The organism is Noviluteimonas lactosilytica (assembly GCF_020866925.1).
Lineage (GTDB): Bacteria > Pseudomonadota > Gammaproteobacteria > Xanthomonadales > Xanthomonadaceae > Noviluteimonas > Noviluteimonas lactosilytica.
Window position 1 is genome coordinate 584,946 of record NZ_JAJGAK010000001.1, and the last position, 25,846, is coordinate 610,791.

Genomic DNA, 25,846 nt, shown 5'->3' on the forward strand with positions numbered 1-25,846 from the left:
GGAATCGTTGTGGACGGGATGTCGGGTGTGCGGCGAATGCGTTACGGCTGCGGCGGCGGCGTGTCGTCGTTCGCCGCATCGGCCGGCTCCAGCGACGGCGGCGGCGTGAACGGATAGAACGTGGGGCCGGCCGACGTGTAGTCCGCCGCGACCGCGCCGCTGCCGCCGAGCTGCGGCAATACCGCGCGCGGCCATTGACGCGTGACGGTCGCGGGCGTGAATGCACCGCCGGCCGCCGTCTGCGCGGGCGTGTCTAGCGCGACACTCGTCGTCGCTTCCGGCGCACCGTTGGCGACCATGCGCACGGGTTGCGCGACTTCGCCGGTGATCGGCGCATCGTTGGCGGCGACCGCGGTGCCCACGATGCGATCCGTCGCGGCGCGGCCGCGTTCGACGTTGCGCGAGCGTTGCGCAATGCGTTCGGTCATCGGGCGCGCGGCGGCGACCGCGGCGACCGCGGCGGTCGCCTGCTGCAAATCGGGGTCCGGCGCCGACGGCGCCTGTGCGGGGGCTTGCGCGGGTTGCTGCGTCGCGGGCGCGGTGGCGACCTGCACGTCGGACGTCGCCTCACCGCCGCTCATCGGCATGCGCGCGAGGAAGAACGCAACGAGCGCGGCCGACGCCGCGAGCCCGACGCTGCCCCAGCGGAACTGCCTGCGTTGCTGCACGGCGGGCGCGGCGTGGTTCGCAACATCGGAGCGCATCGCATCGGCGCGTACCGCGTCGTGCACGCGCTGCGGGAACGACGCCGAAGCGCCCTGCCCGCGCAGCGCATCGCCGATGCGTTGCCAGCGTTCGCAGGAGTCGCGCCAGGCCTGGTCGTGGTCCAGGCGCTTGAGCGCGAAGCGCGCGGCGTCGCCGACGAGTTCGCCGTCGAACAGCGCACTGAGCGCTTCGCGATCGGACGCGGGGTGGCTGGAACCCGGGGGATGACTGTTATGCGTGGTGTTCATCGGCTGGCACGCTCGCGTTTCGGTTCGGTCTCGAGCAGGGGACGCAATTCTTCGTCGATGGCTTCGCGTGCGCGGAAGATGCGCGAACGCACGGTGCCGATCGGACACTGCATCCGCTCGGCGATGTCTTCGTAGCTCAGTCCGTCCACTTCGCGCAGGGTGATGGCTTCGCGCAGTTCCGGCGGGAGCCGGTCGACCACGCGCATCACCGTCTTCTCGATTTCCTGGCGCATCAGCTCGCGCTCCGGTGTGTCGGTGTCGCGCAGGCGGATGCCCGAATCGAATTGTTCGGCGTCGGTGACGTCGATGTCGTCGGTCGGCGGTCGGCGGTTGTGTGCGACAAGGTGGTTCTTCGCTGTGTTGACTGCAATCCTGTGGAGCCAGGTGTAGAACTGCGCATCGCCACGGAAGTTCCCGATCGCGCGATAAGCGCGGATGAAGGTGTCCTGGGCGACGTCCTGGACTTCGCTCCAGTCGTGGATGTAACGCGAGATCAACGCCTGCACCCGATGCTGGTACTTGCGCACCAGCAGATCGAACGCAACGCTGTCGCCGCGCTGCACCCGGGCGACCAGCGCCTGGTCCAGTTCCTGCGATTCGTGTTCGGTGGCCATGGCCGTGCCGAATCTCCTGTAATGACGGCTCGGCCAGGGGCCGGGCCTTGGGACAAGCCCGCGGCTGGAAAGTTCAACGCGCCGTGCGCTGGGCGACGGGCGCGGCTGACGGGTTCACGGGACTTTAATGGGGACGGCATTGACGCCAGTCAAACGACGCCCGGATCATACGATCTTCCCCGTACCCTCACGGATGGTGGCCTGCATGCTCGCTGGTCTCGACGGATTGCGCTTCCGCCACTGGCGCGCCGAATCCGCAGCCGACGGCATCGTCGTGCTCAGCTTCGATCGCGACGGACAGCCGGTGAACACGTTCGCGCAGGACGTGTTGCTGGAACTCGACGCGATCGTCGAACGCCTCGCACTCGATCCGCCGAAAGGCCTGGTCGTGCGTTCGGCCAAACCTGCCGGCTTCATCGCCGGCGCGGATATCCGCGAGTTCCAGTCGTTCGACCAGAAGGGCACGGTCGCCGATGCGATCCGCCGCGGCCAGCAGGTGTTCCAGCGCCTGGCTGAATTGCGCTGCCCCACGGTCGCTGCGATCCACGGACATTGCATGGGCGGCGGCACCGAGATCGCGCTCGCCTGTCGTTATCGCGTCGCATCGAACGATGCGTCGACGCGCATCGGCCTGCCGGAAGTGAAGCTCGGCATCTATCCGGGCTGGGGCGGCAGCGTGCGCTTGCCGCGCCTGGTCGGCGCGCCGGCCGCGTTCGACATGATGCTGACGGGCCGCACGTTGTCGGCGTCGGCGGCGAAGGCGATGGGTCTCGTCGACAAGGTCGTCGAACCGGCGATGCTCACGGACGCGGCGATCGAACTCGCGCGCAAGGGCACGACGCGTCCGCTCCAACAGCGCGCGCTCGCATGGCTCACCAACACGTGGCCCGCGCGGCAACTGCTCGCGCCGATGCTCGTCAAGCAAGTCGCACGCAAGGCGCGCAAGGATCACTACCCCGCGCCGTATTCGATGATCGAAACGTGGCGTCGCAGCGGCGGCGGCATCCAGTCGCTGCTCACCGCCGAACGCAAATCGGTGGTCAAACTCGCTTCGACGCCGACTGCGCGCAACCTCATCCGCGTGTTCTTCCTGCAGGAGCGCCTGAAGGGACTCGGCGGCAAGGACCACGGCATCGTGCGCGTGCATGTCGTCGGCGCCGGGGTGATGGGCGGCGACATCGCGGCGTGGTCGGCCTACAAGGGCTTCGAGGTCACGCTCGCCGATCGCGAGCAGCGTTTCATCGATGCGGGTCTCGCGCGCGGGCAGGCGTTGTTCGACAAGCGCGTCAAGGATGCGGCGAAGCGTCCCGCGGTCGCGGCGCGCCTGCGCGGCGACCTGTCGGGCGAAGGCGCGGCGAGCGCGGACCTGGTGATCGAAGCGATCATCGAGAACCCGGAAGCCAAGCGCGCGCTGTATGCGCAGGTCGAGCCGCACCTCAAGCCCGATGCGCTGCTGACCACCAACACCTCGTCGATCCCGCTCACCGAACTGCGCGACCACCTCGCGCATCCTGCGCGCTTCGGCGGACTGCACTACTTCAACCCGGTCGCGATGATGCCGCTGGTGGAGATCATCCACCACGATGCGATGGCGCAGGACACCGAACGGCGCCTGGCCGCGTTCTGCCGCGCGATCGACAAACTGCCGGTGCCCGTCGCGGGCACGCCGGGCTTCCTCGTCAATCGCGTGTTGTTCCCCTACATGCTCGAAGCGATGGCCGCGTACGCGGACGGCATCCCCGGTCCTGCGATCGACAAGGCTGCGGTGAAGTTCGGCATGCCGATGGGCCCGATCGAACTCGTCGACACGGTGGGCCTCGACGTTGCGGCGGGCGTGGGACGCGAACTCGCGCCCTTCCTCGGCTTGCCGATTCCCGCGGGCCTGGAGAACAAACTCGAATCGGGCAAGCGCGGCAAGAAGGACGGCCAGGGTTTCTACACCTGGGAAGAAGGCAAGCCGCGCAAGCCGGAACTGCCGAAGGACTACAAGGCGCCGGACGATCTCGAAGATCGCCTGATCCTGCCGCTGCTCAACGAATCGGTCGCCGCACTGCACGACGGCGTCGTCGCCGACGCGGACCTGCTCGACGCGGGCGTCATCTTCGGCACGGGCTTCGCCCCCTTCCGCGGCGGCCCGATCGCCTACATCCGCAGCGTCGGCGCCGATGTCCTCCTCGCACGCCTGCGCGCGCTGGAAGCGAAGCACGGTGCGCGTTTTGCACCGCGCGCGGGGTGGGATTCGCCGGCGTTGCGCTGAAGCAAAACGGGAAGCGGGAAACGGGAAACGAAAAGCGGGAAACGGGAGTCCGACCTTCGCTTCGGCTGACAGATCCGTCGGCCGAAGTAAGTGTTGGACTCCCGTTTCCCGCTTCTTGTTTCCCGCTCTTTGTTTCCCGCTTTCGCACTTACATCGTATGCGTCGGCTTATCCGCGTTAAGCGTCCCCGCCAGGATCGTCTCGATCTTCTGCTTCACCGCTTCGCCTTCGGCGCTGTCGGCGAACTGCACGCCGATGCCGGCGGCGCGGTTGCCCTGCGCGCCCGGGGGCGTGACCCACACGACCTTGCCGGCGACCGGCAGGCGATCTTTTTCTTCGAGCAGCGTGAGCAGCAGGAAGACTTCGTCGCCGAGGAAATAGCGCTTGGGCGTCGGCACGAAGATGCCGCCGGTTTTCAGGTACGGCATGTACGCGTTGTACAACGCCGCCTTGTCCTTGATCGCGAGCGACAGGATGCCCTGCCGTGCCCCGCCTGCCCCTGCGACTGCGCTCATGTCCTGCCCCCTCGTGCGACTTGCGCCGGCGCATCGCCGCGCCATGCCAACAACAGTTCCGTGACCGCGAGGTCCGCGCGCACCGTGGTGCGCAGCAGGTCGCGGGTGCGGTTCGCGGCGTCGAACCACGCGGCCAGCCTGCGGGTTCGCCCCGGATCGGTCAAGCCGGAGGCCCGCTGCAATGCGAGGTCCGCCGCATGACGTAGACGCAATTCCGCGAACTCATCGGCCACCCACGCCTGCGCGGTGGTGAGCGCGGAAGCCTTGCCCTGTTCGAGACTGTCGAGGTCGCGCGCGACTGCACGGCGCAACGCGAGCCCGCCGCCGCTCGACCATTCATGCGCAAGGCCGGGATGGCCGCGCGCAGCGTCGAGCGCTTCGGTCGCCGCTGCCGCGGCGTGGCCTTGCGTCGCGAGCCAGGCGAGCGCTTCGTCGCGCGCCGGCAGGCGGAATTCGACGCGATGGCAACGACTGCGGATCGTCGCCGACAGCCGCGCAGGGTGTGCGGTGAGCAGCCACAGGTAACGACCGGGCTGCGGTTCCTCGAGCGTCTTGAGCAGCGCGTTCGACGCGGCGTGGTTGATCGCGTCCGCCGGATCGATGATCGCGACCTGCGCGCCGCCGTACTGCGGCGTGAGCGCGAGGCGCTCGGACAGTTCGCGGACCTGGTCGATGACGATCTCGGTGCGCAGCTTCGTCCCTTCCTTGTTGGGGATGAAGGAAACGTACGCGTAATCCGGATGCGTGCCCGCGGCGATCAGGTGGCAACTGCGGCATTCGAAACACGGCTGGCCGTCCGCCGCGGGCTGGCGACACAACACGCGCTGCGCGAGGCGTTCGACCACCGCGCGCTTGCCGATGCCCGCAGGCCCCGCGAACAGCACGCCGTGCCCGAGCCTGTCGGCCTCGTGCACCGAGACGAGGTGGTCGTACACGCGCGCCTGCCACGGCGCGAGCGGCGCGCGCGCGGTCATGCGGTGGCGTCCATGTAGTGCTGCAGCAACGCGACGGCGCGCCGCGCGACATCGTCGGCGGAGGCGGAGGCGTCGATCACGCGGATGCGTTCGGGCTCGGCTTGCGCGCGCGCGAGGTACGCCGCGCGCACGCGTTCGAAGAAGTCGTCGCGCTCGGATTCGATGCGGTCGGGCATGAGGTCGCGCCCGCGCGTGCGTTCGCGGCCTTGTTGCACGCCGAGATCGAGCAGCAGCGTCAGGCCGGGATGGATCATGACGAAGCGCCGTTCGAGTTCGGCGATCACCGCCGGATCGAGGCCGCGTCCGCCGCCTTGGTAAGCGAAGCTCGAATCGGTGAAGCGATCCGACAACACCCACGCGCCGCGTTGCAGCGCAGGCAGGATCGTTTCGCGCACGTGCTGCGCGCGCGAGGCGAACATCAGCAGCAGTTCCGTTTCCGGCGAGGCGGGCTCGTGGCCCGGATCGAGCAGCAGCGTGCGCACTTGTTCGGCGAGCGGCGTGCCACCGGGTTCGCGCGTGCTGACGACTTCCGCGCCGGTGGCGAGCAAGGCGTCGCGCAGGGCGCCGAGCACGGTCGACTTGCCCGCGCCTTCTCCGCCTTCGAGCGTGATGAAGCGCGGTTGCGACACCGGCGTTTGCGACATCGGCGATTGCGCGACTGGTTCGTTCATTGCGCCTTCTGTTGCCGTGCGCGGTAGCGCGTCATGTACGCGCGCCACGCGGCCTGGTGTTCGGTGTAGGTGCGGCTGAAGACGTGGCGGCCGCTGCCGTCGCCGACGGCCATGAAAAAGAGCGTGTCCCCGCCGGCGGGATTGACCGCGGCGCGCAGCGCATCGACGCCCGGCATCGCGATCGGCGTCGGCGGCAGGCCCGCGCGCTTGTACGTGTTGTACGGCGTGTCGGCGAGCAGGTCGGACCTGCGGATGTTGCCCGCGTACGCGCTGCCCATGCCGTAGATGACGGTGGGATCGGTCTCCAGGCGCATGCCGAGCTTGAGCCGGCGCGCGAACACGCCGGCGATCTGCGGGCGTTCGTCGGCGACCCCGGTTTCCTTCTCGACGATCGACGCGAGCACCAGCGCTTCGTCCTTCGTGGCGAGCACGTTGTCCTGCGCGCGGTCTTCCCACGCCGCGTCGAGCGCCTTCGCCATCGCCGCGTGCGCGCGACGCAGGATGTCGAGGTCGCTGTCGCCGCGCACGAACAGGTAGGTCTCCGGCAGGAAGCGGCCTTCCGGATGCTGGCCGGCGTGGCCGAGCTTCGCCATCAACTCGACGTCCGACAGCGCGCCGGTTTCATGCTGCAGGTCCTTGTTGCGCGCGAGCGCGGCGCGCAGCTCGCGCATGTTCCAGCCTTCGACGATCGTGAACCTGCGGTTGAGCACCTTGCCGTCGCGCAGCGCGACGAGCAGCGCGCGCGGCGTCATGTCGGGCGTCAACGCGTATTCGCCGACCTGGATCTTGTTGGCCGCACCGAGTTGGCGCGCGAGCGCCTGCCATTCGAGGCGATGGCCGACATCGACGCCGGACTCGCGCAGGCGCGCGATCACGGTCGGCAACGCATCGCCGGGTTCGACCATGAGCGTGTCGCCCTGCTCGATGCCGGTCAGCGGCGCGTCGGCGAAGCCCGTGTAGCGGTCGTAGGCCCAGTACGCGCCTGCGGCGAGCGCGATGAGCACGATCAGTACGAAGAGCTTCGACATTCCACCGGCGCGACGCCGGCCGTGACTGCGTGTCATGCCATCTCCTGGTCGAAGGCCGGATGCGCGCGCGCCAGGCGCCGCCGCAGGTCCGCGACCGCGGGATGCGGCGCCCACGCGCGCGCTTCGAGCCGGGCGACCGGCAGGATACCGCGCACCGCGTTACACAACAGGATGGCGTCGGCGGTTTCGAGTTCGGCCGGGTCGATGCGCGTTTCCGCCGCGCCGGTTTCCGACAGGAGCCACGCACGACATGTGCCGGCGATCCCGCAACGGTCGACGCGCGGGGTCGCCCAGCGATCGCCGTGCAGCACGAACAGGTTCGCCGACGTGCCGCACACGACGAAGCCGTCGATGCTGCGCAGCAGGCCTTCGTCGATCCCCGGATCCGACCATTCGCCGCGCGCGACGACATGTTCGAGCCGGTTGCAGTGCTTGAGTCCCGCGAGCGCCGGCTGCAACGCCAGGCGCGTGTCGCACCAGCGCAGCACGAGGCCATCGGGGCGCGGCAGCGGCGGGATTTCGTGTCGCGAGACGCGCCACAGCGGCAGTGCATCCACGTCCGGCGCATAACCACGGCCGATGCCGCCGCGCGAGACGATCAGCTTCGCGGCGCCATCGGCGCCATCGGCGAAGAGCTCGGCGAGCGCGCGTTCCATCGCGCCGACGTCGGGCACGGGAATGCGCAAGCGGGCCAGTCCGTTCGCGAGCCGGGTGAAATGCACGCCCCACCAAGGCAGCGTGCCGCGATGCACGCGCATGGTTTCGAACACGCCGTCGCCGTACGCGAAGCCGCGCGCGTAACCGGGCAAGTGGTCGATGCGATCGTCGCCGAGGAATATCTGCTCGACCGGGCCCGCGATCATGCGTCGACCCCGAGCCCGCGCAGCAGGCCGCGCGCCTTCGCGCGCGTCTCGTCGAGTTCCTTGCCCGGCACCGAGTCGATCACGATCCCCGCGCCGGTGCGGAAGCGCAGCGTCTGCCCTTCCAACGCCGCGCTGCGGATCAAGATGTTGAAGTCCATGTCCCCGTCCCGGTTCAACCACCCGAAGGCTCCGGTATACGCGCCGCGCCCCCGCCCTTCCAGCGCGGCGATGATCTGCATGCAACGGACCTTCGGGCAACCGGTGATCGTGCCGCCGGGGAACACCGCGCGCAGCACCGCGCCCGGCGTGGCTTCCGGCAGCAGGCGGCCGCGCACGTTGCTCACGATGTGGTGCACGTGCGCGTAGCTTTCGACCGTCATCAACTCGTCGACTTCGACGGTGCCGGGCAGGCACACGCGGCCGAGGTCGTTGCGTTCGAGGTCGATCAGCATCACGTGTTCGGCGCGCTCCTTCGGATGACCGACGAGTTCGCGGATGCGCGCGGCTTCGTCGTCGCCCGGGCTGCGCGGGCGCGTGCCGGCGATCGGGCGCGTTTCGACGGCGTCGCCGCGCACCGAGACGAGGCGTTCGGGCGAAGAACTGACGACGGCCCAGCCATCGCCCGCGAACAAACCGGCGAACGGTGCGGGATTCGCCGCGCGCAAACGCGCATGTAGCGCCGCGGGCGCGAGTGGTGCGTCGAACGTCGCGCGCCAGCCGCGCGAAAGATTGGCCTGGAACACGTCGCCCGCGGCGAGGTGTTCGAGGATGCGTTCGACGCCGTCGGTGAATCGATGCGGCGCATCTTCTTCCAGCGATGCGGGCGCGCGCCAATCGGGCAGCGGCGCGAGCGAACGCGAAGCGGCGATGTCGGCTTCGATGCGATCCAGCCACTCCGCGTGGCCGGCCTCGGCGATCGCGACGCACTCGCCGGTCGCGTGGTCGCGCAGCACCGCCGCCGGGCAACGCAGCGCGCACGCGATCGGCAATGTGCCTTCCGCGTCGGGCAGGTGCAGCACCGGTTCGACTTCGCCCGCGAGTTCGTAGCCGAGGAACACCGCCCAGCCGCCGCGGAACGGCCAGCGCGGTTCCTCGCGCGGGAGTTTCAATGCGGCGAACGCACGATCGAGGACCTCGAGGAAGCCGCCCTCGTGCACGCGATCCTCGTGATCGCGCACGACGCGGTCGGCGTCCAGGCGCAGCGCTTCGCCGTTGGTCGCGAGCAGCAAATCCCAGCGTCCCTGCGCCGTCCCGTGCGCGCTCGATTCGAGCAGCACGGGCCAGCGCGCCGGCGCCTGGCGATGCAGGGCCAGCAAATCGAGGGATGGGTCGAGTGCTCGCGTTACGAGCATGGCGTTCAGATGCGGCGGAACACCAGCGAACCGTTGGTGCCGCCGAAGCCGAAGCCGTTCGACACCGCGATGTCGATCTTCTTCTCGCGCGCGACATTGGGCACGTAGTCGAGGTCGCAACCTTCGCCTGGGTTCTCGAGGTTGATGGTCGGCGGAATGATGTTGGCGTGCAGCGCCATCACCGAGAACACCGCTTCCACGCCGCCGGCGGCGCCGAGCAGGTGGCCGGTCATCGACTTCGTCGAGCTGACCATCGTCTTGTACGCGTGGTCGCCGAGCGCGCGCTTGATCGCGAGCGTTTCGGCCACGTCGCCCAGCGGCGTCGAGGTTCCGTGCGCGTTGAGGTATTCGACCTGGTCGGGGTTGATCTTCGCGTCCTTGAACGCCGCCGCCATGCAGCGCGCGGGGCCGTCGCCGTCTTCGCTCGGCGCGGTCATGTGGAACGCGTCGGAGCTCGCGCCGAAGCCGGCGAGCTCGCAGTAGATGCGCGCGCCGCGCGCCTTCGCGCGTTCGTATTCCTCGAGGATGAGGATGCCCGCGCCGTCGCCGAGCACGAAGCCGTCGCGGTCGCGATCCCACGGGCGCGAGGCGCGCGTCGGATCGTCGTTGCGCGTGGACATCGCCTTCATCGAGCAGAAGCCGCCCATCGAGGTCGGCGTCGAACCGCGCTCGGCGCCGCCGGCGATCATCACGTCGGCGTCGCCGTGCTGGATCATGCGCATCGCCATGCCGATCGAATGGTTCGACGTGGCGCAGGCGGAGACGGCGGAGAAATTCGGGCCCTTCGCGCCGGTGATCAGCGACACCTGGCCGGGCAGCATGTTGATGATGGTGCTGGGCACGTAGAACGGCGAGATCTTGCGCGTGCCGCCCTCGTGCGCCTTGATGGTCTGTTCCTCGATGCCGAGCAGGCCGCCGATGCCCGAACCGATGAGCGCACCGATGCGCTCGGCGTTCGAATCGTCGACCACGATGCCCGCGTCCTCGAGCGCCATCAGCGCGCCCGCGACGCCGTAATGGATGAACTCGTCCATCTTCTTCGCGTCCTTCGGACCCACCCAGCGGGTGATGTCGAAGTCGCGCACTTCGCCGGCGATGCGCGTGGTGAGCGTGGATGCGTCGAAGTGCGTGACCGGGCCGATGCCCGAACGCCCGTTGACGATGCCGTCCCACGTGCTCGCCAGGTCATTGCCCAGCGGCGAGACGACGCCCATACCCGTTACGACGACACGACGCATACCGAACTCCTTGATTCGTTCCCGCGATACGCCGGCGCATGCCGGCCTACAAACGCACAGGGCCGCGATCGCGGCCCCGTGTCGGCTCCATCAAGGACAGGCTCAGGCCTTGACGTGGGCCTTGATGTAATCGATCGCCTGCTGCACCGAGGTGATCTTCTCGGCCTCTTCGTCCGGGATCTCGCACTCGAATTCTTCTTCGAGCGCCATCACCAGTTCGACGGTGTCGAGCGAGTCGGCGCCGAGGTCGTCGACGAACGAAGCGCTGTTGGTCACTTCTTCTTCCTTGACGCCAAGCTGTTCGATGACGATCTTCTTGACGCGTTCTTCGATGCTGCTCATGGATCGTGCTCCTCCAGGGAGTCTGTTCAGGCGGGTAGTGTAGTGGAAGCCGGGGGGCGGCGCGTGGAGGCCCTTGCCCGGCGACCGGGGGTGCTCGGGGGGCCCTCGGGGGCCTCCCTGTCGTTACGGCATGTACATGCCGCCGTTGACGTGCAGGGTTTCGCCGGTGATGTAGGCGGCGGCCGGGCCGGCGAGGAAACCGACGGCGCGGGCGATGTCCGCCGGCTCGCCGAGGCGGCCCAGCGCGATCTGGCCGACCAGCGCGGCCTTGGCGTCCTCGGGCAGGCTCGCGGTCATGTCGGTGGCGATGAAGCCGGGCGCGACCACGTTCACCGTGATGCCGCGGCTGCCGATTTCCTTCGCTAGCGACTTGCTGAAGGCGATGATGCCGGCCTTCGCGGCGGCGTAGTTCGCCTGCCCCGCATTGCCGGTGACGCCGATGACCGAGGCGATGTTGATGATGCGGCCCTTTCGCGCCTTCATCATGCCGCGCATGACGGCCTTCGACGTGCGGTAGACGCTCGACAGGTTGGTGTCGAGGATCGCCTGCCAGTCTTCGTCCTTCATGCGCATCAGCAGGTTGTCGCGCGTGATGCCGGCATTGTTGACGAGGATGGAGACGCCGCCGAAGTCCTTCGCGATCGCATCGATGAGCGCTTCGATCGACGCTGCGTCGGTGACGTTGAGCATGCGGCCGTGGCCGCCCTTCGACGCGAGGCGTTCGCCGATGGCGGCGGCGCCCGCATCGCTGGTCGCGGTGCCGATGACGGTCGCGCCCATCGAAGCGAGTTCGTCCGCGATCGCGGCGCCGATGCCGCGGCTCGCGCCCGTGACGAGTGCGACTTCTCCCTTCAACACTTGATCGCTCATGCCTGGCTCCATTCGTTGCGCGCGGCGTCCATGTCGGCAGGCGTGCCGATGGCGCGCGCGTCGATCGACTTGTCGATGCGCTTGATCAATCCGGTGAGCACCTTGCCCGGGCCGCATTCGGCCATGCGCGTCGCGCCGCGCGCGGCGAGCGCCTGCACGCAACCGGTCCACTGCACGGGGAGGTACAACTGGCGCACGAGCGCGTCGCGGATCGCCTGCGCGCCTTCGTGCACTTCGGCGTCGACGTTCTGCACGACCGGGCGGTCGGGCGCCGACCACGCGAGCGCGTTCATCGCTTCGCTCAAACGGTTCGCGGCTTCGCGCATCAGCGGCGTGTGCGACGGCACGCTGACGGCGAGCTTCACCGCCTTGCGCACGCCACGCTCGGCGAGCAATTCGAGCGCGCGATCGACCGCGGTCGCATGGCCGCCGATCACGATCTGGCCGGGCGAGTTGAAGTTGGCGGGCACGACGATCGCTTCGCCCGATGCTTCCTTGCAGACTTCGAGCACGAGCGCGTCTTCGGCGCCGAGCACGGCGGCCATCGCACCGGTGCCGGCGGGCGCCGCGTCCTGCATGAGCTGGCCGCGCAGGCGCACGAGCTTCGCGCCGTCGTGCAGCGACAGGCTGCCCGCGGCGACGAGCGCGGCGTATTCGCCGAGGCTGTGGCCGGCGAACATCGACGGCTGCGCCCCACCCTGCGCCTGCCACGCGCGCCATGCGGCGACGCCGGCGGCGAGCAGCGCGGGCTGCGTGAATTCGGTCTTGTTGAGTTGCTCTTCCGGACCGTGCTGCGACAGCGACCACAGGTCGGCGCCGGCGCCCTCGGAGGCTTCGGCGAACGCTTCGCGCACGCAAGCGTCGCGCGCCGCGAGTTCGGCGAGCATTCCGACCGATTGCGAGCCCTGGCCGGGGAACACGAAGGCGAGTTGGAGGTTGCTCACGCGGTCACCCGTGCGAAAGAGGGCGGCATGATACGTGCGTTCATCGTCGAACGTCTGTACGACGACGTATTGTCAAACGCTTGTTTGCGAACGCGAAACCCGGCGGCTCAATAGCGCAGCAGCGCCGAGCCCCAGGTGAAACCGCCGCCGAAGGCTTCGAGCAGCAGCAGTTGCCCGCGCTGCACCTTGCCCGAACGCACCGCGGCGTCCAGCGCCAGCGGCACCGAACCCGACGACGTATTGCCGTGCTTGTCGACGGTGACGACGACGCGTTCCATCGGCATGTCCAGGCGCTTGGCCGTGGCTTCGATGATGCGCAGGTTGGCTTGGTGCGGGATCAGCCAGTCGATGTCGTGGCGATCCAGGCCGTTGTGTTCGAGCGTCTCTTCGACGACCGAGTCCAGCGCCTTCACGGCGTGCTTGAACACGTCGTTGCCGCTCATGTTGATGCGCACGCCGGCGTTGGGCTCGTTTTCCTTGAAGCCCACCGACACGCCGACCGGATTCCACAGCAACTCTTTCTTGCTGCCGTCGGCATGCATGTGCGTGCTGAGGATGCCCGTCTCGGTGTCCGCCTTGAGCACGACCGCGCCCGCGCCATCGCCGAACAGCACGGCGGTGGTGCGATCGTTCCAGTCGACCATGCGGGTCAGCGTTTCGGAGCCGATCACCAGGGCGGTCTTCGCGGCACCGGAACGGATGAACTTGTCGGCGATCGTCAGTGCGTAGACGAAGCCGGAGCACGCCGCGTTGACGTCGAAGGCCGGGCAACCGGCCGCGCCGAGGCGGTGTTGCACCAGGCACGCGGTCGACGGGAACACGAGGTCCGGCGTCGTGGTGCCGAGCACGATGAGGTCGAGCTCCGATGCCTGCACGCCCGCGGCTTCGAGCGCGCGAACGGCGGCGTGGTACGCAAGGTCGCCCGTGGTTTCGCCATCGGCGGCCACGTGGCGCTGGCGGATGCCGGTACGCGCGGCGATCCACTCATCGCTGGTGTCGACGACCTTCGCGAGGTCGTCGTTGGTGACCACTTTTTCCGGCAGATAGCTGCCGGTACCGGCGATGCGCGCGAACACTTGCTGGGTCATGCCCCTGCCCTGTGCGGGATGCCGGCGCGCTCGGCGCCGGCAGGATCGTCATTCTTCGACGATGCGGCTCTTCGAGGGGACGACCTTCTTGCCGCGGTAGTAACCGTCGGCGGTCACGTGGTGGCGCAGGTGCGTCTCGCCCGTGGTCGGGTCGGTCGCCAGCTGCTTGGCGGTCAACGCGTCGTGCGAACGGCGCATGCCCTTCTTGGACGGGGAAACACGGGACTTCTGGACAGCCATGGTCTTGCTCCGATGAAAACTTTGTAATTGTCGCTGGAGGCCCGACGCGGGTCAGGACTCCGGTTTGCCTTTCAACGACGACAGCGCCGAAAACGGGCTGGCGCGCTGCAGTTCTTCTTCCGTTGCGGTCCAGTCGCGCTCGACCGCCTCGGTACCGGGCGCCACGGGGACCACGGGCACGGCGAGGATGAGTTCGTCCTCCACCAGCTCCGCGGGTCGCAGCAGGCCGTCGTTGCCGACCAGCAGCGCCTCGTAGCCTTCCGGCAATGCGTTTTCCCCTTCCTCGTCGCGGATCAGGCCGAGCCGCTGCACGATCTTCACCGGGTAAGCGAACCGCTGCAGGCTGCGCTGGCATTCCAGCGGCAGCTTTGCGTCGATGCGCAACTCGACGAAAGGGACGCGCAACGCGTCTTCGCCGAATTCGACGTAGACGCGTGCGCTGCCATCCGTATCCACGAGCGCGCCTCGCAGCCTCGGCATGTCGGACAACGGCAACACACCCTCGAAGGTGCGCTGCGTCGCGACCATGCGCCAGGCATCCAGCTGTTCCGGAAGCCGGCCTGCGGACGAATCGGCGGACATAAGCCGGGAATTGTTAGTCAACGACCCCGGGTGTGTCAAACCGGGACGCCTTCGAACTGCTTGATCCGGCAGGGAATACGGCGTCAGACTGGCGCCGACCTTCACAATGGGCGTTCCCGCTTGACCACCACCTTGTTGATTCTGCTCGCTGCGGTGGTCGCGGCGTTGCTGGCCCTCATGTTCCGCACGCACACCGGCCGCACCCGCCGCGAGCGGGCGGTGGGCGAACTGCTCGACGCCGCCGACGCCCTGGAAGCCCGCCTGCGCACCGCGCGCGCCGAGATCGAAGCGGTCGCCGGCGACGACGACAACCCCATCCAGGTCGCCCTGCGCGAGATGCTGCGCCAGCGGCTGTGGCTGCAGCAGAACGGCCAGACCGCGACGCTGCGGGAACTGGACACCGTGCGCGCCTCGATCGACCAGGCCCGCGGCCGCATCGAGACCCAGCTCGAGCGCATCGAACGCGCCCGCGCCCCGCAGACCTGAACGACCGCATGCAACCCGCTCCCGTGAGGCTCATCCTGGCCTCGACCTCGCCGTACCGGCGTGAGCTCCTCGCGCGCCTGCGGCTGCCGTTCGACGTCGTGCGGCCGGAGGTCGACGAGACGCCCGCCCCCGACGAATCCCCCGCCACGCTCGCCCTGCGGCTGGCGCGTGCGAAGGCCGCCGCCGTCGCGGGCGCGCATCCCGACGCCTGGGTGATCGGCTCCGACCAGGTCGCCGATCTCGACGGCGCGCCGCTGGGCAAGTCCGGCGGCCGCGACGCGGCCATCGCGCAACTGTCGGCGATGTCGGCGCGCGCGGTAGTGTTCCGCACCGCGATGAGCGTGCAGCGCGGCGACGTCGCCTTCGATGCGGTCGATTGCACGCGCGTGCGTTTCCGAAAGTTGGCGCTCGACGAGATCGAACGTTACGTCGATGCCGAACAACCGTTTGACTGCGCCGGCAGTTTCAAGTCGGAAGGCTTCGGCATCGCATTGTTCGATGCGATCGAAACGCAGGATCCGACTGCGCTGATCGGGCTGCCGATGATCGCGACGGCGCGGTTGCTGCGCGCGGCCGGGTTCGCGTTGCCTTAGCGCGCTTGCCTTGATCCGCTAGTCGACGATCCGCAGCGGCTGCTCCGGCCATTCCTCGATCGCGCCGTCGTTGCCGACCAGGCGCAAGCCCAGCCAATGCAGGCCCGGCGACACAGCGCCGGCGCGCACGTGCGCGGTCCACGCGACATACGGATGGTTCGGATCGTTCGAATGCCGCCAGAACGCGCGGATGCCCGCATCGGCCTGGCCGTAGTCGGCAGTGCCGATCGTCTTGCCGTCGAGCGTGATTTCCACGCGCGCGATGCCGACGCCGTCCTTGAACGCCCAGCCCGTGACTTCGAAGTTGCGCGACACGCGCGCGCTTCGCTTCGGCGTGTCGATGTAGGCCATCGCAGGCGTCGTGCAGTCGCCCTTCGCGCGCTGCGCCGGCAGCTTGAACAACAGGAATCGCTGGCGACCGTGGTCGATCTGCACCACGCGCGGCGGCGGCAGCGGACCCAGTTTGTCGCACAGCGCGTGGTAATGCGCGAGCAGGTCGCGGTAGCGCACTTCGCTCGCACCCACCACGAGCAGCAGGGGTTGCTCGCCCAACGACGCGCGATCGTGCGCGAGCAGCTTCCAGACGTCGAGTTGCGGCGCGCGGCCGTGGCGTTCGTTGAGGACGTGCGGCAGCACCGCGATGTCGGGATCGTTCAGCGCGAAGCCGAGTTCGGCGCCGATCTTGAAGTTGTCGGCGACGACGCGGGTGCCCGGCGTGCGTTCGATTTCGTCGCGCACCGCGTCCGCCAGTGCGTCCCAGCCGGCGAAGTTCGCCGGATACCACTTCGCCGCGGCGAAGCGCGCGCGCGCCGTGGTGCTCGCGACGACCAGGTAGTACGAACAGAACACGACCAGCCCCGCGACGGCGAGCGACCACGTCGCTCGACGCCAGCCGCGCGGCCACTGCGCGAGCGTCGCCGGCACCAGCGGCAACAGCGCGTACAGGCCCGGCAGCGTCCAGTGGAAACTCACGCGCTCGTTGTCGGCGAAGAACGCGAGCACGCCGAACACGATGACGGTGAGTCCGCCGAGCAACGCGCAATAACGCGCGAACGCGCGATCGTCCGCGCCCTGCCCCGCCCACCCGCGCACCGCGGCATGCGCCATCGCCGCGAACAACAAGGGCGTGGCCAACAACGCCTGCACGACGAAGAACCACGCGCCGTCGAAATGGAATCGCCACGGATGCCGGTCGACGAGCTGGAAGCGCAGGCCCGCGTCGGCGTTGTCGATGTTCCAGACGATCAGCGGCACCCACGCGATCGCGCCGACCGCGAGCGCGACCCACACGCGCACGTCCTTCAGCAGTGCGCGGCCGCGCGGGATCGCGAGCATCGCGACGAGGCCGACGCCGATCACCGCCGCGAAGCGATAGTGGCTGAGCGCACCGATCGCCAGGCCCGCCGCGAGTTCGAGTGCGCCGCCGGCATCGACCTTGCGCAACAAGCGTCCGCCCGCGTGGATGCACAGCAGCGTCGCGAACGCGATCGGCACGTCGGGCAACGCGAGCAGGCCGAGCAATCCGCCGAGCGGCAACAACACCGCGAGCAGGCCCGCCTGCCACGCGAACACGTCACCGCTGCGGTCGTCGGTGTGCTCGTCGCTCGCGCGCGGCGCATGCGCCTGCCGCGCGATGCGCACCACCAGCCACGGCAACGCCGCGCCCAGCAGCAGGAATGGCCAGCGCAGGCCGAAGACGTTGGTGCCCGCGACCGTCGTGCCCAGCCGGGCGAGCCATGCGGTCAGGCCCGGCAGGTCGGAATAGGCGAGCGCGAGGTGCCGCCCTTCCTGCCAGTAGAAGGCTTCGTCGACGAAAGGCGGCAGGCGCGCGGCGACGAGCAGCTTGGCCACCGCCACGAGGCCCCAGGCCCACAGGAAGGCGCGCTTGGCGCGATGTGCGTCTTGTTCGTTCCGCATCCACTCGGCCCCTCGTACACTCCGTCGACCCGGTCGCCCGCCAGCAGGAAGCCACGATGTCCGCACTCCCGGCCGCGAAGATGCTACCCGATGCGCTCCGCCAGGCACTCCATGACGCGCAGGCGCAGGTGAACACTCTGGTCCTGGGCAAGGCGCAGGAAGTCCGGATGGCCTTCGTCGCGCTGCTGTCCGACGGCCACCTGCTGATCGAGGATCTCCCGGGCCTGGGCAAGACCACGCTCGCGCACGCGATGGCCGCGACCCTGGGCCTGGGCTTCCAGCGCGTGCAGTTCACCTCCGACCTCTTGCCGGCGGACATCCTCGGCGTGTCGGTGTTCGATGCGCAGGCGCGCCGCTTCGAATTCCATCCCGGCCCGATCTTCGCGCACGTGCTGCTCGCCGACGAGATCAACCGCGCGCCGCCGCGCACGCAGAGCGCGCTGCTGGAAGCGATGGCCGAACACCAGGTCACCGTCGACGGACGCACGCACGTGTTGCCTTCTCCGTTCTTCGTGATCGCCACGCAGAACCCGGTCGATCTCGCGGGCACGTATCCGCTGCCCGATTCGCAACTCGATCGTTTCCTGCTGCGCCTCACCCTCGGCTATCCGGGCGAAGACGCCGAGCGCGCGCTGCTCTCCGGCACCGATCGCCGCGAACTGATCGCCAAGGCGTCGCCGCTGCTCGGCAACGCGGACGTGCTCGCGCTGCGCACCGCCGCGAACGACGTGCACGCGGGCGATGCGCTGATCGGTTACGTGCAGGCGCTGCTTGCGCGCAGTCGCCGGCACCCGGGCGTGCGCGTCGGCCTGTCGCCGCGCGCGGGACTCGCGTTGCTGCGCGCGGCGCGTGCGTATGCGCTGCTGCTGGGGCGCGAACACGCGATCCCGGAAGACGTGCAGGCACTGTTCGGCGCGGTCGCCGCGCATCGCCTCGTCGCCGACGCGGACGCGGGTGACGGCGCTTCGCTCGCGCGCGCCATCCTGCACGCGGTGCCCGTCGACTGACCATGCGCAACCGATTGCGCGCGTTGCGCGAATGGATCGAGCGCTTCGCGCGCCCGCGCGGACCGGAGGCGTTGCCGATCGAACTGCACCGCGGCCGCATCTACGTGCTGCCGACGCGGTTCGGCCTGTTTTTCGGCGTCGCGCTGATGGCGATGGGCCTGGGCGCGCTGAACTACAACAACAATCCGGCGCTGCTGTTGATGTTGCTGCTCGCCGGCGCCGCGCAGACGAGTTTGCTGAGCGCGCACCTGCAACTGAGCGGATTGCGTTTCGTCGCGGTCGGCGCCGATCCGGTGACCGCGGGCCAGCCGATCGTGGTGCGCGTGCATGCGCGCGCCGGCACGCGCGGGCGCGAACGTCGCGGCCTGCGCGTGGATTGCAGCGAGGGCGATGGCCGGCTGTCGCTCGTCGAAGGCGTGGGCGATGTGGAAGTCGCGTTGCCGACGGTGCGCCGCGGCTGGTTCGACGTGCCGCGATTGCGCGTGTCGACCACGCGTCCGCTCGGCCTGGTGCGCGCGTGGTCGTGGATCTGGCCCGAGCAACCGCTGCTCGTGTATCCCGCACCCGAACTCGACGGCCCGCCCCTGCCCGAAGGCAACGGCGAAGCGGCAGCCGCGCGCCTGCATCCGCTCGGCGACGACGTACACCACCTGCGCGCGTACCGTCGCGGCGATCCGCCGCGCACGATCGCGTGGAAGCCGACCGCGCGCCTCGGCAACCTGATGGTGCGCGAATACGAACGCCCGCAGTCGGCCGACATCGTGCTCGACTTCCACCTGCTGCACGGGCTCGACACCGAAGCGCGCATCCGCCGCCTCGCCCGCTGGGTCGACGAAGCCGAGCGCGATGCTCGCCGCTATCGGCTGCTCGTGCCAGGCCACCCGCCGATCGGACCCGCGCACGGTCCCGCGCATCGACACGCGTGCCTGCGCGCGCTCGCGCTGTTGCCGGGGCACGCATGAAACTGGGGCACGCATGAGACTGGATCCGCGCACGCGCGCGATCGTGCTCGGCGCGGGGGCGGCCTGCATCGTGCCGTTGTTGTTGCAGTTGCACACGCAACTCGCGATCGGCATCGCCATCGCGGGGCTCGCGGTGGCGCTCGGATCGTGGCGGCGACCCGCGGCGGGCTGGGTGCGCGTGGTGCTCGCGCTCGCGCTGGCGACCGCGGTGTTCGCAGTGATGGGCGTCAACTTCGGACGCGACACGGGCTGCGCGATCCTCGCGGCGATGCTCGCGGTGAAACCGGCGGAGACCGACAGCCTGCGCGATGCACGCAGCCTGCTGGGCTTCGCGTTGTTCGCACCGTTCGCGACCTTCCTGCTCGACCAGGGGCCGGTGTCGCTGTCGCTCGGGTTGATCGCGGTCGTGTGCGCGCTGCTCGCGATGCAGCGCCTCTCCGACCTGGAATCGGGCGAGGTGCGCGACGCGACCCCGACGTGGAAGCGCGTCGCCGGCGTCGGCCGCATGCTCGCGCTCGGTCTGCCGATCGCGCTCGCGGCGTTCTGGTTGTTCCCGCGCCTGGCCACGCCGTTGTGGGGCGTGCCGGATCGCGCGATGGCGCGCCCGGGCCTGGCCGACAGCATGACGCCCGGACGCTGGGAAGACATGTTGTTCGACGACACGCCGGCCGCGCGCGTGCGCTTCTTCGGGCCGGCGCCGTCGCGCGATGCGATGTACTTCCGCGGGCCGGTGTTCTCCGATTACGACGGCCGCACCTGGTCGCGCGGACGCTGGACGAACGCGTACTCGCCGGCGGCGGTGCAGCCTTCGCGCGTGCGCTGGGATTACGAGATCTCGCTGGAGCCGACCGATCGCTTCCAGCTCGTCGCGCTCGATCTTCCACTCGACGCGCCCGAGGCCGCGTCCATGGGCGAGGACCGCACGCTGCGCGCGCAGCGCCGGCTCGATTCGGTGACGCGCTGGCGCATGCAATCGGGCCCGGTCGCGCGCTTCGGCGACGCGCTGCCGCCGTACGTGCGCGAGCGCAACCTCCAATTGCCGTCGGGCTTCAATCCGCGCGCGGTGACGCTCGGCCGCCAGTGGCGACAGGACGCGGGCGCCGACGACGCGGCGATCGTGCAGCGCGCGCTCGCATGGATCCGTCGCGACTTCGGTTACACGCTCGAGTCGTCGCTGGCCGGGCGCGACGCGGTGGACCAATTTTTGTTCGTCGACAAGCGCGGGTACTGCGAGCAATTCAGTTCGTCGTTCGTCGTGCTGATGCGCGCGGCGGGCATTCCCGCGCGCGTGGTCGGCGGCTACGCGGGCGCGGACTTCAATCCGATCGGCGACTACTGGATCGTGCGTCGCTCCGACGCGCACGCCTGGGCCGAAGTGTGGTTCGACAAGCGCGGCTGGGTGCGCGTGGATCCGACCGCCGCGGTCGCGCCGGAGCGCGTGTTCGACACCCTGGAGGACCGCGCCGCCGCGGGCGACCTGCTGGAGACGACGCTGCTACCTGTGCGCAACGTCGGCGACTGGATGTTGAACGGGTGGAACGACTTCGTGCTCGGCTTCAACGCCGAACGGCAGCGTGCACTGCTCCGCCCCATCGGCCTGCCCGACCTGGATTCGGAAGCGTTGCTGCTGGTGTTCTCGCTCATTGCCCTGCTCTGCCTCGCCGCGACCGTCTGGCTGCTCAGCCGCGACGTGCGCGAACGCGACCCGGTGCTGCGCGCGTGGCGCCGCCTGGGCAAACGCTACGACCGTCTCGGCCTGGCCCGCGCGCCCCACGAACCCGCGCTCGACTGGGCCGACCGCGTGCACGCGGCGCGCGCCGGGGGCGACGCGGCCTTGCGGGCGCTCGGCGTGCGTTTCAGTCGATGGCGGTACGGCGCGCAACCCGACGAAGGGCTGAACGCCCTGCTGCGCGACCTCAAGGCGCATCGCCCATGACCGGCCGTGCGCGTATCGTGTGCATCATCAGGCGTCCCCCCGGGCGCGTTTTCCAGGAGATGGCCATGAAGTTCCGAATCCCGGCACTGGGCCTGGCGGCCCTCCTGCTCACAGCTTGCCTGCTCTCAGCATGCGTGACCCAGCCCACCCCCCTGCAGGGCGAGGGCTACACGGCGGTCACGCCGCGCGACGCGTCGAGCGCCGAATTGACCGGCCAGCCCGTGCGCTGGGGCGGCCGCATCGTGCAGACGATGCCGCAAACCAACAACACCTGCTTCGAAGTGATCGCCACCGCACTCGACACGTCGGCGCGCCCGACGTGGAACTCCGACCAGGACGACGGTCGCTTCATCGCCTGCCGCACCGGCTTCTACGATCCGGCGGTGTTCGAACCCAACCGCGAAGTCACGTTCACCGGCCACATCGACGGCTACGACACGCGCAAGATCGGCGGCTTCGACTACCGCTTCCCGCGCGTGGCCGCCGACGTCGTGTACCTGTGGCCGATCCGCGAACGCGTGGACGTGCTGACGTATCCGCCGCCGTGGCCGTGGTGGGGGTACTGGTAAAAGAAGCGGGAAACGGGAAACAAGAAGCGGGAAACGGGAGAGAAGCCTCTGCTTCGGCCGACACTTCGTCGGCCGAAGTGAACTTAGCTTTCCCGTTTCCCGCTTCTTGTTTCCCGCTTCTCGTTTCCCGTTTCCCGCTCTTGCTCAGCGCGACGTACCGAACCGACCCAGCGGCGCGCCCGCAAGCAAATGCAGGTGCAACTGGAACACCGTCTGCCCGCCGTGCGCGTTGCAGTTGATGACGACGCGATAGCCGTCCTCGGCGAAGCCTTCCTTGCGCGCGTATTCGGCCGCGGCGTAGGCGAGCTTGCCGACGATGTCGGACTGCGACGGCTTCATCGCGTCGAGCGTGCGCACCGATTCCTTCGGCACGAACAGCACGTGCACCGGCGCCTGCGGCGCGATGTCGCGGAAGGCGAACACGTGGTCGTCCTCGTAGACGATGTCCGCGGGGATCTCGCGACGGAGGATGCGGTGGAAGATCGTGTCTTCGCTCATGGCGCTGCTCCTTGTGGCCTGAGTCCTTACGGCATTTCGCTGCGCGTGCCGAACGCGTGCGACAGCGTGCCGCGGTCGACGTACTCGAGTTCGCCGCCGAGCGGCACGCCGTGCGCGAGCCTGCTCGGTCGCACGCGATGGCGGCGTGCAAGCTGCGCGAGGTAATGCGCGGTCGCTTCGCCTTCGACGGTGGGATTGGTGGCGATGATCAGTTCCTGCACTTCGCCTTCGGCCAGGCGCGCATCGAGCAGGTCGAGGCCGAGTTCCTTCGGGCCGATGCCGTCGAGCGGACTCAGGCGCCCCTGCAGGATGAAGTAGAGGCCGCGATACCCGGTGGCCTGTTCGATCGCGAGGCGGTCGGCGGGCGATTCCACCGCGCACAGCAGGTGCGCGTCGCGCGAGGCGCTGGCGCAGATCGCGCAGATTTCGGTTTCGCTGAAGTCGCGGCAGCGCGCGCAATGGCGGATCTGTTCGACCGCCTGCGCGAGCACGTCGGCCAAGCGCTTGCCGCCCACGCGCTCGCGTTCGAGCACGTGGTAGGCCATGCGCTGCGCGGACTTCGGGCCGACGCCCGGCAGCACGCGCAGCGCTTCGATCAGTTGATCGATCAGTGCCATTCCGTAGCAGCCTGCGGTTCGATCAGAACGGCATCTTCATGCCCGGCGGCAACTGCATGCCGGCGGTCGCCGCGGACATGCGCGCCTGCGATTCTGCGTTGACCTTGTTCACCGCGTCGTTGAAGGCGGCGGCGATCAGGTCTTCGGCCATCTCGGGATCGGACAGCACGGACGGATCGATGCGCACCTTGCGGCATTCCATGCGGCCGCTGATGGTGACGTTCACCATGCCGCCGCCGGAGGAGCCTTCGACTTCGATCTTGGCGACTTCTTCCTGCGCGCGCTGCACGTTTTCCTGCATTCGCTGCGCTTGCTGCATGAGTTGGGCGATGTTTCCACGCATGGGGGTGTGCTCTTGCCTGGGTGTGGGGAGGTGAAGCAGGACGACGCGATCAGGCGTCGTCGAAGGGACGGATGGAATCGGGAACGACGGTCGCGCCGTGGCGCTGCATCAGGCGCTGCACGTCGGGATCGGCGAGGAAGGCCTGTTCGGCGGCGACCTGGCGCGCATCGCGTTCGCGCGTGTTGCGCTGGTGCAAGGTCTCGCCGCTCGCGGCCTCGGCTTCGAACCTGATCTGCGGCGCGGCGCCGAGATGCGGTGCGAGCGCAGTGGCGAGGCGCTTCACCAGCCCTTCCGACTTCAGGTGGTCGTCGGCGGACGACAGCGAAAGGCGCAGGACGCCATTCTCGTAAGCGACGAAACCGGCGTGCGCGGCGAGCTCCTTCGCCGGGCCGCCGAGCGGGAGCTGGACGACGAGGTCGGTCCAGGTGGTGGCGTCGAGGGTTGCGGAGGAAGCGGCAACGGCGGCAACGGCTGCAACGGCGGGAACGGGGATCGGGGAACGGGGAGATGCGGGTTCTGCGCTTCTCTCGGGTTCGGGAGCGGAAGTCGACGGTGTAACAGGCGCAGTCGTATGCATCGACGGAGTCGCAGGCATCGATTCGCGCGCGGTCGTCGCCTGGCGCGCAGGCGTCGAAGGCGTCGCGTCCCGCATCGGCGCGGAAGCCAGCGCTTCGCGCGCAGCCGCCGGCCCGCGTATCGGACCCGTCTTCCCCGTTCCCTGTTCCCTGTTCCCGCTGCCGCTTCCACTTCCACCCGAAGCGCCGGCATCACCGCCCGGCCGGAACGCCAGCATCCGCAACGCCGTCATCTCGAACCCGGCACGCGGGCTAGGCGCCAGCGCGAGATCGCGGCGTCCGTTCAAGGCCATCTGGTACCAGAGCTGCACGAGTTCCGGGCGCAGTTTCGCGGCGAGTGCGTCGACCGGCACCGCATCTTCCTCGACCGATGCGTCCTTCACCAACTGGCGCACCTGCACGCGGTGCAACGCATCGGCGAATGCGTCGAGCACGCCGTTCCAATCGGGCGAGTAGTCGGCGAGCGTCGCGACGAGATCGAGCACGCGTGCGCCATCGCCGTCGGCGAGCGCATCGAGCAGGCCCGCGACCTGCGTGCGATCGACGGTGCCGAGCATCGTGGCCACCGCGCTGTCGTCGAGTTGTCCGCCCGTATAGGCGATCGCCTGGTCGAGCAACGACAGGCCATCGCGCAGGCTGCCGTCGGCGGCGCGCGCGAGCTGGCGGATCGCGCCGGGCTGCGCGGCGATGTCTTCCGCGGCGAGGATCCTGGTGATCTGGCCGGTGATCTGCGCCTCGTCCAGCCGCTTGAGGTTGAACTGCAGGCAGCGCGAGAGGACGGTCACCGGCAACTTCTGCGGATCGGTCGTCGCGAGCAGGAACTTCACGTGGCCCGGCGGTTCCTCCAGCGTCTTGAGCAGCGCGTTGAACGCCGACTTCGAGAGCATGTGGACTTCGTCGATCAGGTAGACCTTCACGCGCCCGCGGCTGGGCATGTACTGCGCGTTGTCGATGAGTTCGCGCACGTCGTCGACGCCGGTGTTGCTGGCCGCGTCGATCTCGAGCAGGTCGACGAACCGCCCCGCATCGATGTCGCGGCAGGCATTGCACTCACCGCACGGCTCGGCGGACGTGCCGCGCTCGCAGTTCAGCGACTTCGCGAAGATGCGCGCGATCGTGGTCTTGCCGACCCCGCGCGTCCCCGTGAACAGGAACGCATGGTGCACGCGCCCCGAATCGAGCGCATTGGTGAGCGCACGCACCACGTGCTCCTGGCCGACCAGCTCCGCAAACCGCCGGGGCCGCCACTTCCGCGCAAGGACGAGATAGGACATGGGGGAATGATGCCACGCGCGAGGGACATTCAGACCCCGACGGCCGCGTCGGGTGGAACAGCCCCTTCTGGTAGAAGGGGCGCGCGTCAGCGCGGGTAGTCGGCATGCAACCCCTTCAGAAAGTTTGCTCCGCAAAATGGCGATGACCCCGCCGACTGACCTCGGCGCCCGCATCGACCGATACCGTTGCTGCCTTCCGGCCCTGGCGGGATTTTCGATCTAGCGTCGCGAGGGGCCGACGGGGCCACCATAGGACTGTTCGATGCAACGGCCCGACGTGCGGGCCGCTGCGGGATGTGGCGGAGAGAGCGGGATTCGAACCCGCGAAGCGGGGTTTAGCCGCTTACACACTTTCCAGGCGTGCTCCTTCAACCACTCGGACACCTCTCCGCGGAACCCGGGCGAGCTGGACGTAGCCTCGGTTGGGGCGCGGATTTTAGCCTTCTGCCACCTGCCGGGACAAGCGCGCTGCTGGCTCGGGGCGAACTCGGCTGCGTTCCCTTCCCACTCACAGTCGGGGGCGTATCAAGGATCTGCAC

At 69.0% G+C, this 25,846-nt stretch carries 27 protein-coding genes, 1 tRNA gene and 1 other RNA gene; 7 read left to right on the top strand and 22 right to left on the bottom strand.

Annotated features, from left to right (window positions below):
• Positions 1 to 41: 41 nt before the first annotated feature.
• Together LK996_RS02885 and rpoE are read right to left on the bottom strand one after the other, a co-directional pair.
• Positions 42 to 953, bottom strand: a complete 912-nt coding sequence (locus LK996_RS02885) for a sigma-E factor negative regulatory protein (RefSeq protein WP_230525667.1) — start codon at positions 951 to 953, stop codon at positions 42 to 44.
• On the bottom strand, positions 950 to 1,567 hold the full coding sequence (gene rpoE, locus LK996_RS02890) for an RNA polymerase sigma factor RpoE (protein ID WP_230525668.1): 618 nt from the start codon (positions 1,565 to 1,567) through the stop codon (positions 950 to 952). The genes LK996_RS02885 and rpoE overlap by 4 nt, the downstream gene beginning before the upstream one ends.
• 205 nt (positions 1,568 to 1,772) lie before the next feature.
• Here rpoE and LK996_RS02895 point away from each other — a divergent pair, with 205 nt between their 5' ends.
• Positions 1,773 to 3,824, top strand: coding sequence for a 3-hydroxyacyl-CoA dehydrogenase NAD-binding domain-containing protein (locus LK996_RS02895; RefSeq protein WP_230525669.1), 2,052 nt, complete (start codon positions 1,773 to 1,775; stop codon positions 3,822 to 3,824).
• Between the two features lie 148 nt (positions 3,825 to 3,972).
• Here LK996_RS02895 and LK996_RS02900 read toward each other — a convergent pair whose 3' ends face one another.
• From LK996_RS02900 to LK996_RS02960, 13 genes are all read right to left on the bottom strand, one after another.
• Positions 3,973 to 4,338, bottom strand: coding sequence for a PilZ domain-containing protein (locus LK996_RS02900; protein WP_230525670.1), 366 nt, complete (start codon positions 4,336 to 4,338; stop codon positions 3,973 to 3,975).
• A complete protein-coding gene (locus LK996_RS02905; RefSeq protein ID WP_230525671.1) occupies positions 4,335 to 5,312 on the bottom strand; it encodes a DNA polymerase III subunit delta' in 978 nt (325 codons plus the stop codon). The genes LK996_RS02900 and LK996_RS02905 overlap by 4 nt, the downstream gene beginning before the upstream one ends.
• Positions 5,309 to 5,956, bottom strand: a complete 648-nt coding sequence (tmk, locus tag LK996_RS02910; protein ID WP_230526815.1) for a dTMP kinase — start codon at positions 5,954 to 5,956, stop codon at positions 5,309 to 5,311. Before tmk ends, LK996_RS02905 begins: the two co-directional genes overlap by 4 nt.
• A 23-nt stretch (positions 5,957 to 5,979) precedes the next feature.
• Positions 5,980 to 7,047, bottom strand: a complete 1,068-nt coding sequence (mltG, locus tag LK996_RS02915) for an endolytic transglycosylase MltG (RefSeq protein WP_230525672.1) — start codon at positions 7,045 to 7,047, stop codon at positions 5,980 to 5,982.
• Entirely contained in the window at positions 7,044 to 7,874 is an 831-nt protein-coding gene (pabC, locus tag LK996_RS02920) for an aminodeoxychorismate lyase (protein WP_230525673.1), read from the bottom strand. Before pabC ends, mltG begins: the two co-directional genes overlap by 4 nt.
• Positions 7,871 to 9,226, bottom strand: a complete 1,356-nt coding sequence (locus LK996_RS02925) for an aminodeoxychorismate synthase component I (RefSeq protein ID WP_230525674.1) — start codon at positions 9,224 to 9,226, stop codon at positions 7,871 to 7,873. Before LK996_RS02925 ends, pabC begins: the two co-directional genes overlap by 4 nt.
• Before the next feature lie 5 nt (positions 9,227 to 9,231).
• Entirely contained in the window at positions 9,232 to 10,464 is a 1,233-nt protein-coding gene (gene fabF / locus LK996_RS02930) for a beta-ketoacyl-ACP synthase II (RefSeq protein WP_230525675.1), read from the bottom strand.
• Positions 10,465 to 10,566: 102 nt separating this feature from the next.
• Positions 10,567 to 10,806, bottom strand: a complete 240-nt coding sequence (gene acpP, locus LK996_RS02935) for an acyl carrier protein (RefSeq protein WP_036169052.1) — start codon at positions 10,804 to 10,806, stop codon at positions 10,567 to 10,569.
• A gap of 123 nt (positions 10,807 to 10,929) precedes the next feature.
• Positions 10,930 to 11,676 carry a 3-oxoacyl-ACP reductase FabG gene (gene fabG, locus LK996_RS02940; protein ID WP_230525676.1) on the bottom strand — a complete coding sequence of 249 codons (747 nt, stop codon included), beginning with the start codon at positions 11,674 to 11,676 and terminating at the stop codon, positions 10,930 to 10,932.
• Complete coding sequence (gene fabD / locus LK996_RS02945; RefSeq protein ID WP_230525677.1) at positions 11,673 to 12,620, bottom strand: ACP S-malonyltransferase; 948 nt, start codon at positions 12,618 to 12,620, stop codon at positions 11,673 to 11,675. The genes fabG and fabD overlap by 4 nt, the downstream gene beginning before the upstream one ends.
• Before the next feature lie 107 nt (positions 12,621 to 12,727).
• Entirely contained in the window at positions 12,728 to 13,708 is a 981-nt protein-coding gene (locus tag LK996_RS02950) for a beta-ketoacyl-ACP synthase III (RefSeq protein WP_230525678.1), read from the bottom strand.
• Between the two features lie 48 nt (positions 13,709 to 13,756).
• A complete protein-coding gene (gene rpmF / locus LK996_RS02955) occupies positions 13,757 to 13,948 on the bottom strand; it encodes a 50S ribosomal protein L32 (protein ID WP_230525679.1) in 192 nt (63 codons plus the stop codon).
• A gap of 51 nt (positions 13,949 to 13,999) precedes the next feature.
• A complete protein-coding gene (locus tag LK996_RS02960) occupies positions 14,000 to 14,530 on the bottom strand; it encodes a YceD family protein (RefSeq protein ID WP_230526816.1) in 531 nt (176 codons plus the stop codon).
• Between the two features lie 120 nt (positions 14,531 to 14,650).
• Between LK996_RS02960 and LK996_RS02965 the strand changes: the two genes are divergently transcribed.
• Complete coding sequence (locus tag LK996_RS02965; RefSeq protein ID WP_230525680.1) at positions 14,651 to 15,016, top strand: hypothetical protein; 366 nt, start codon at positions 14,651 to 14,653, stop codon at positions 15,014 to 15,016.
• A 23-nt stretch (positions 15,017 to 15,039) separates the two neighbouring features.
• Complete coding sequence (locus tag LK996_RS02970; RefSeq protein WP_230526817.1) at positions 15,040 to 15,609, top strand: Maf family protein; 570 nt, start codon at positions 15,040 to 15,042, stop codon at positions 15,607 to 15,609.
• An 18-nt stretch (positions 15,610 to 15,627) separates the two neighbouring features.
• Here the strand turns inward: LK996_RS02970 and LK996_RS02975 are convergent, their stop codons facing one another.
• Positions 15,628 to 17,526: a glycosyltransferase family 39 protein gene (locus LK996_RS02975; protein WP_230525681.1), complete on the bottom strand. Its 1,899-nt coding sequence runs from the start codon at positions 17,524 to 17,526 to the stop codon at positions 15,628 to 15,630.
• Between the two features lie 56 nt (positions 17,527 to 17,582).
• On the opposite strand from LK996_RS02975, the gene LK996_RS02980 reads away from it, so the two are divergent.
• Genes LK996_RS02980 through LK996_RS02995 form a run of 4 tightly spaced genes read left to right on the top strand, consistent with a single transcriptional unit; the run spans position 17,583 to position 22,000 of the window.
• Positions 17,583 to 18,533, top strand: coding sequence for an AAA family ATPase (locus LK996_RS02980; RefSeq protein WP_230525682.1), 951 nt, complete (start codon positions 17,583 to 17,585; stop codon positions 18,531 to 18,533).
• 2 nt (positions 18,534 to 18,535) lie between these two features.
• On the top strand, positions 18,536 to 19,495 hold the full coding sequence (locus LK996_RS02985; RefSeq protein WP_230525683.1) for a DUF58 domain-containing protein: 960 nt from the start codon (positions 18,536 to 18,538) through the stop codon (positions 19,493 to 19,495).
• 13 nt (positions 19,496 to 19,508) lie between these two features.
• Positions 19,509 to 21,431 carry a transglutaminase TgpA family protein gene (locus tag LK996_RS02990; RefSeq protein WP_230525684.1) on the top strand — a complete coding sequence of 641 codons (1,923 nt, stop codon included), beginning with the start codon at positions 19,509 to 19,511 and terminating at the stop codon, positions 21,429 to 21,431.
• 59 nt (positions 21,432 to 21,490) lie between these two features.
• Complete coding sequence (locus LK996_RS02995; RefSeq protein ID WP_425493696.1) at positions 21,491 to 22,000, top strand: Slp family lipoprotein; 510 nt, start codon at positions 21,491 to 21,493, stop codon at positions 21,998 to 22,000.
• A 144-nt stretch (positions 22,001 to 22,144) separates the two neighbouring features.
• Here the strand turns inward: LK996_RS02995 and LK996_RS03000 are convergent, their stop codons facing one another.
• The 6 genes from LK996_RS03000 to LK996_RS03025 form a co-directional block, all read right to left on the bottom strand.
• Positions 22,145 to 22,498, bottom strand: a complete 354-nt coding sequence (locus tag LK996_RS03000; RefSeq protein ID WP_230525686.1) for a histidine triad nucleotide-binding protein — start codon at positions 22,496 to 22,498, stop codon at positions 22,145 to 22,147.
• Between the two features lie 26 nt (positions 22,499 to 22,524).
• Positions 22,525 to 23,115, bottom strand: a complete 591-nt coding sequence (gene recR, locus LK996_RS03005) for a recombination mediator RecR (RefSeq protein ID WP_230525687.1) — start codon at positions 23,113 to 23,115, stop codon at positions 22,525 to 22,527.
• A 22-nt stretch (positions 23,116 to 23,137) separates the two neighbouring features.
• A complete protein-coding gene (locus tag LK996_RS03010; RefSeq protein WP_230525688.1) occupies positions 23,138 to 23,458 on the bottom strand; it encodes a YbaB/EbfC family nucleoid-associated protein in 321 nt (106 codons plus the stop codon).
• A gap of 49 nt (positions 23,459 to 23,507) precedes the next feature.
• Positions 23,508 to 25,307: a DNA polymerase III subunit gamma/tau gene (dnaX, locus tag LK996_RS03015; RefSeq protein WP_230525689.1), complete on the bottom strand. Its 1,800-nt coding sequence runs from the start codon at positions 25,305 to 25,307 to the stop codon at positions 23,508 to 23,510.
• 145 nt (positions 25,308 to 25,452) lie between these two features.
• Positions 25,453 to 25,549: signal recognition particle sRNA small type (ffs, locus tag LK996_RS03020), an RNA gene on the bottom strand.
• A 55-nt stretch (positions 25,550 to 25,604) separates the two neighbouring features.
• Positions 25,605 to 25,697: transfer RNA gene (locus LK996_RS03025), tRNA-Ser, on the bottom strand.
• Positions 25,698 to 25,846: the final 149 nt, after the last annotated feature.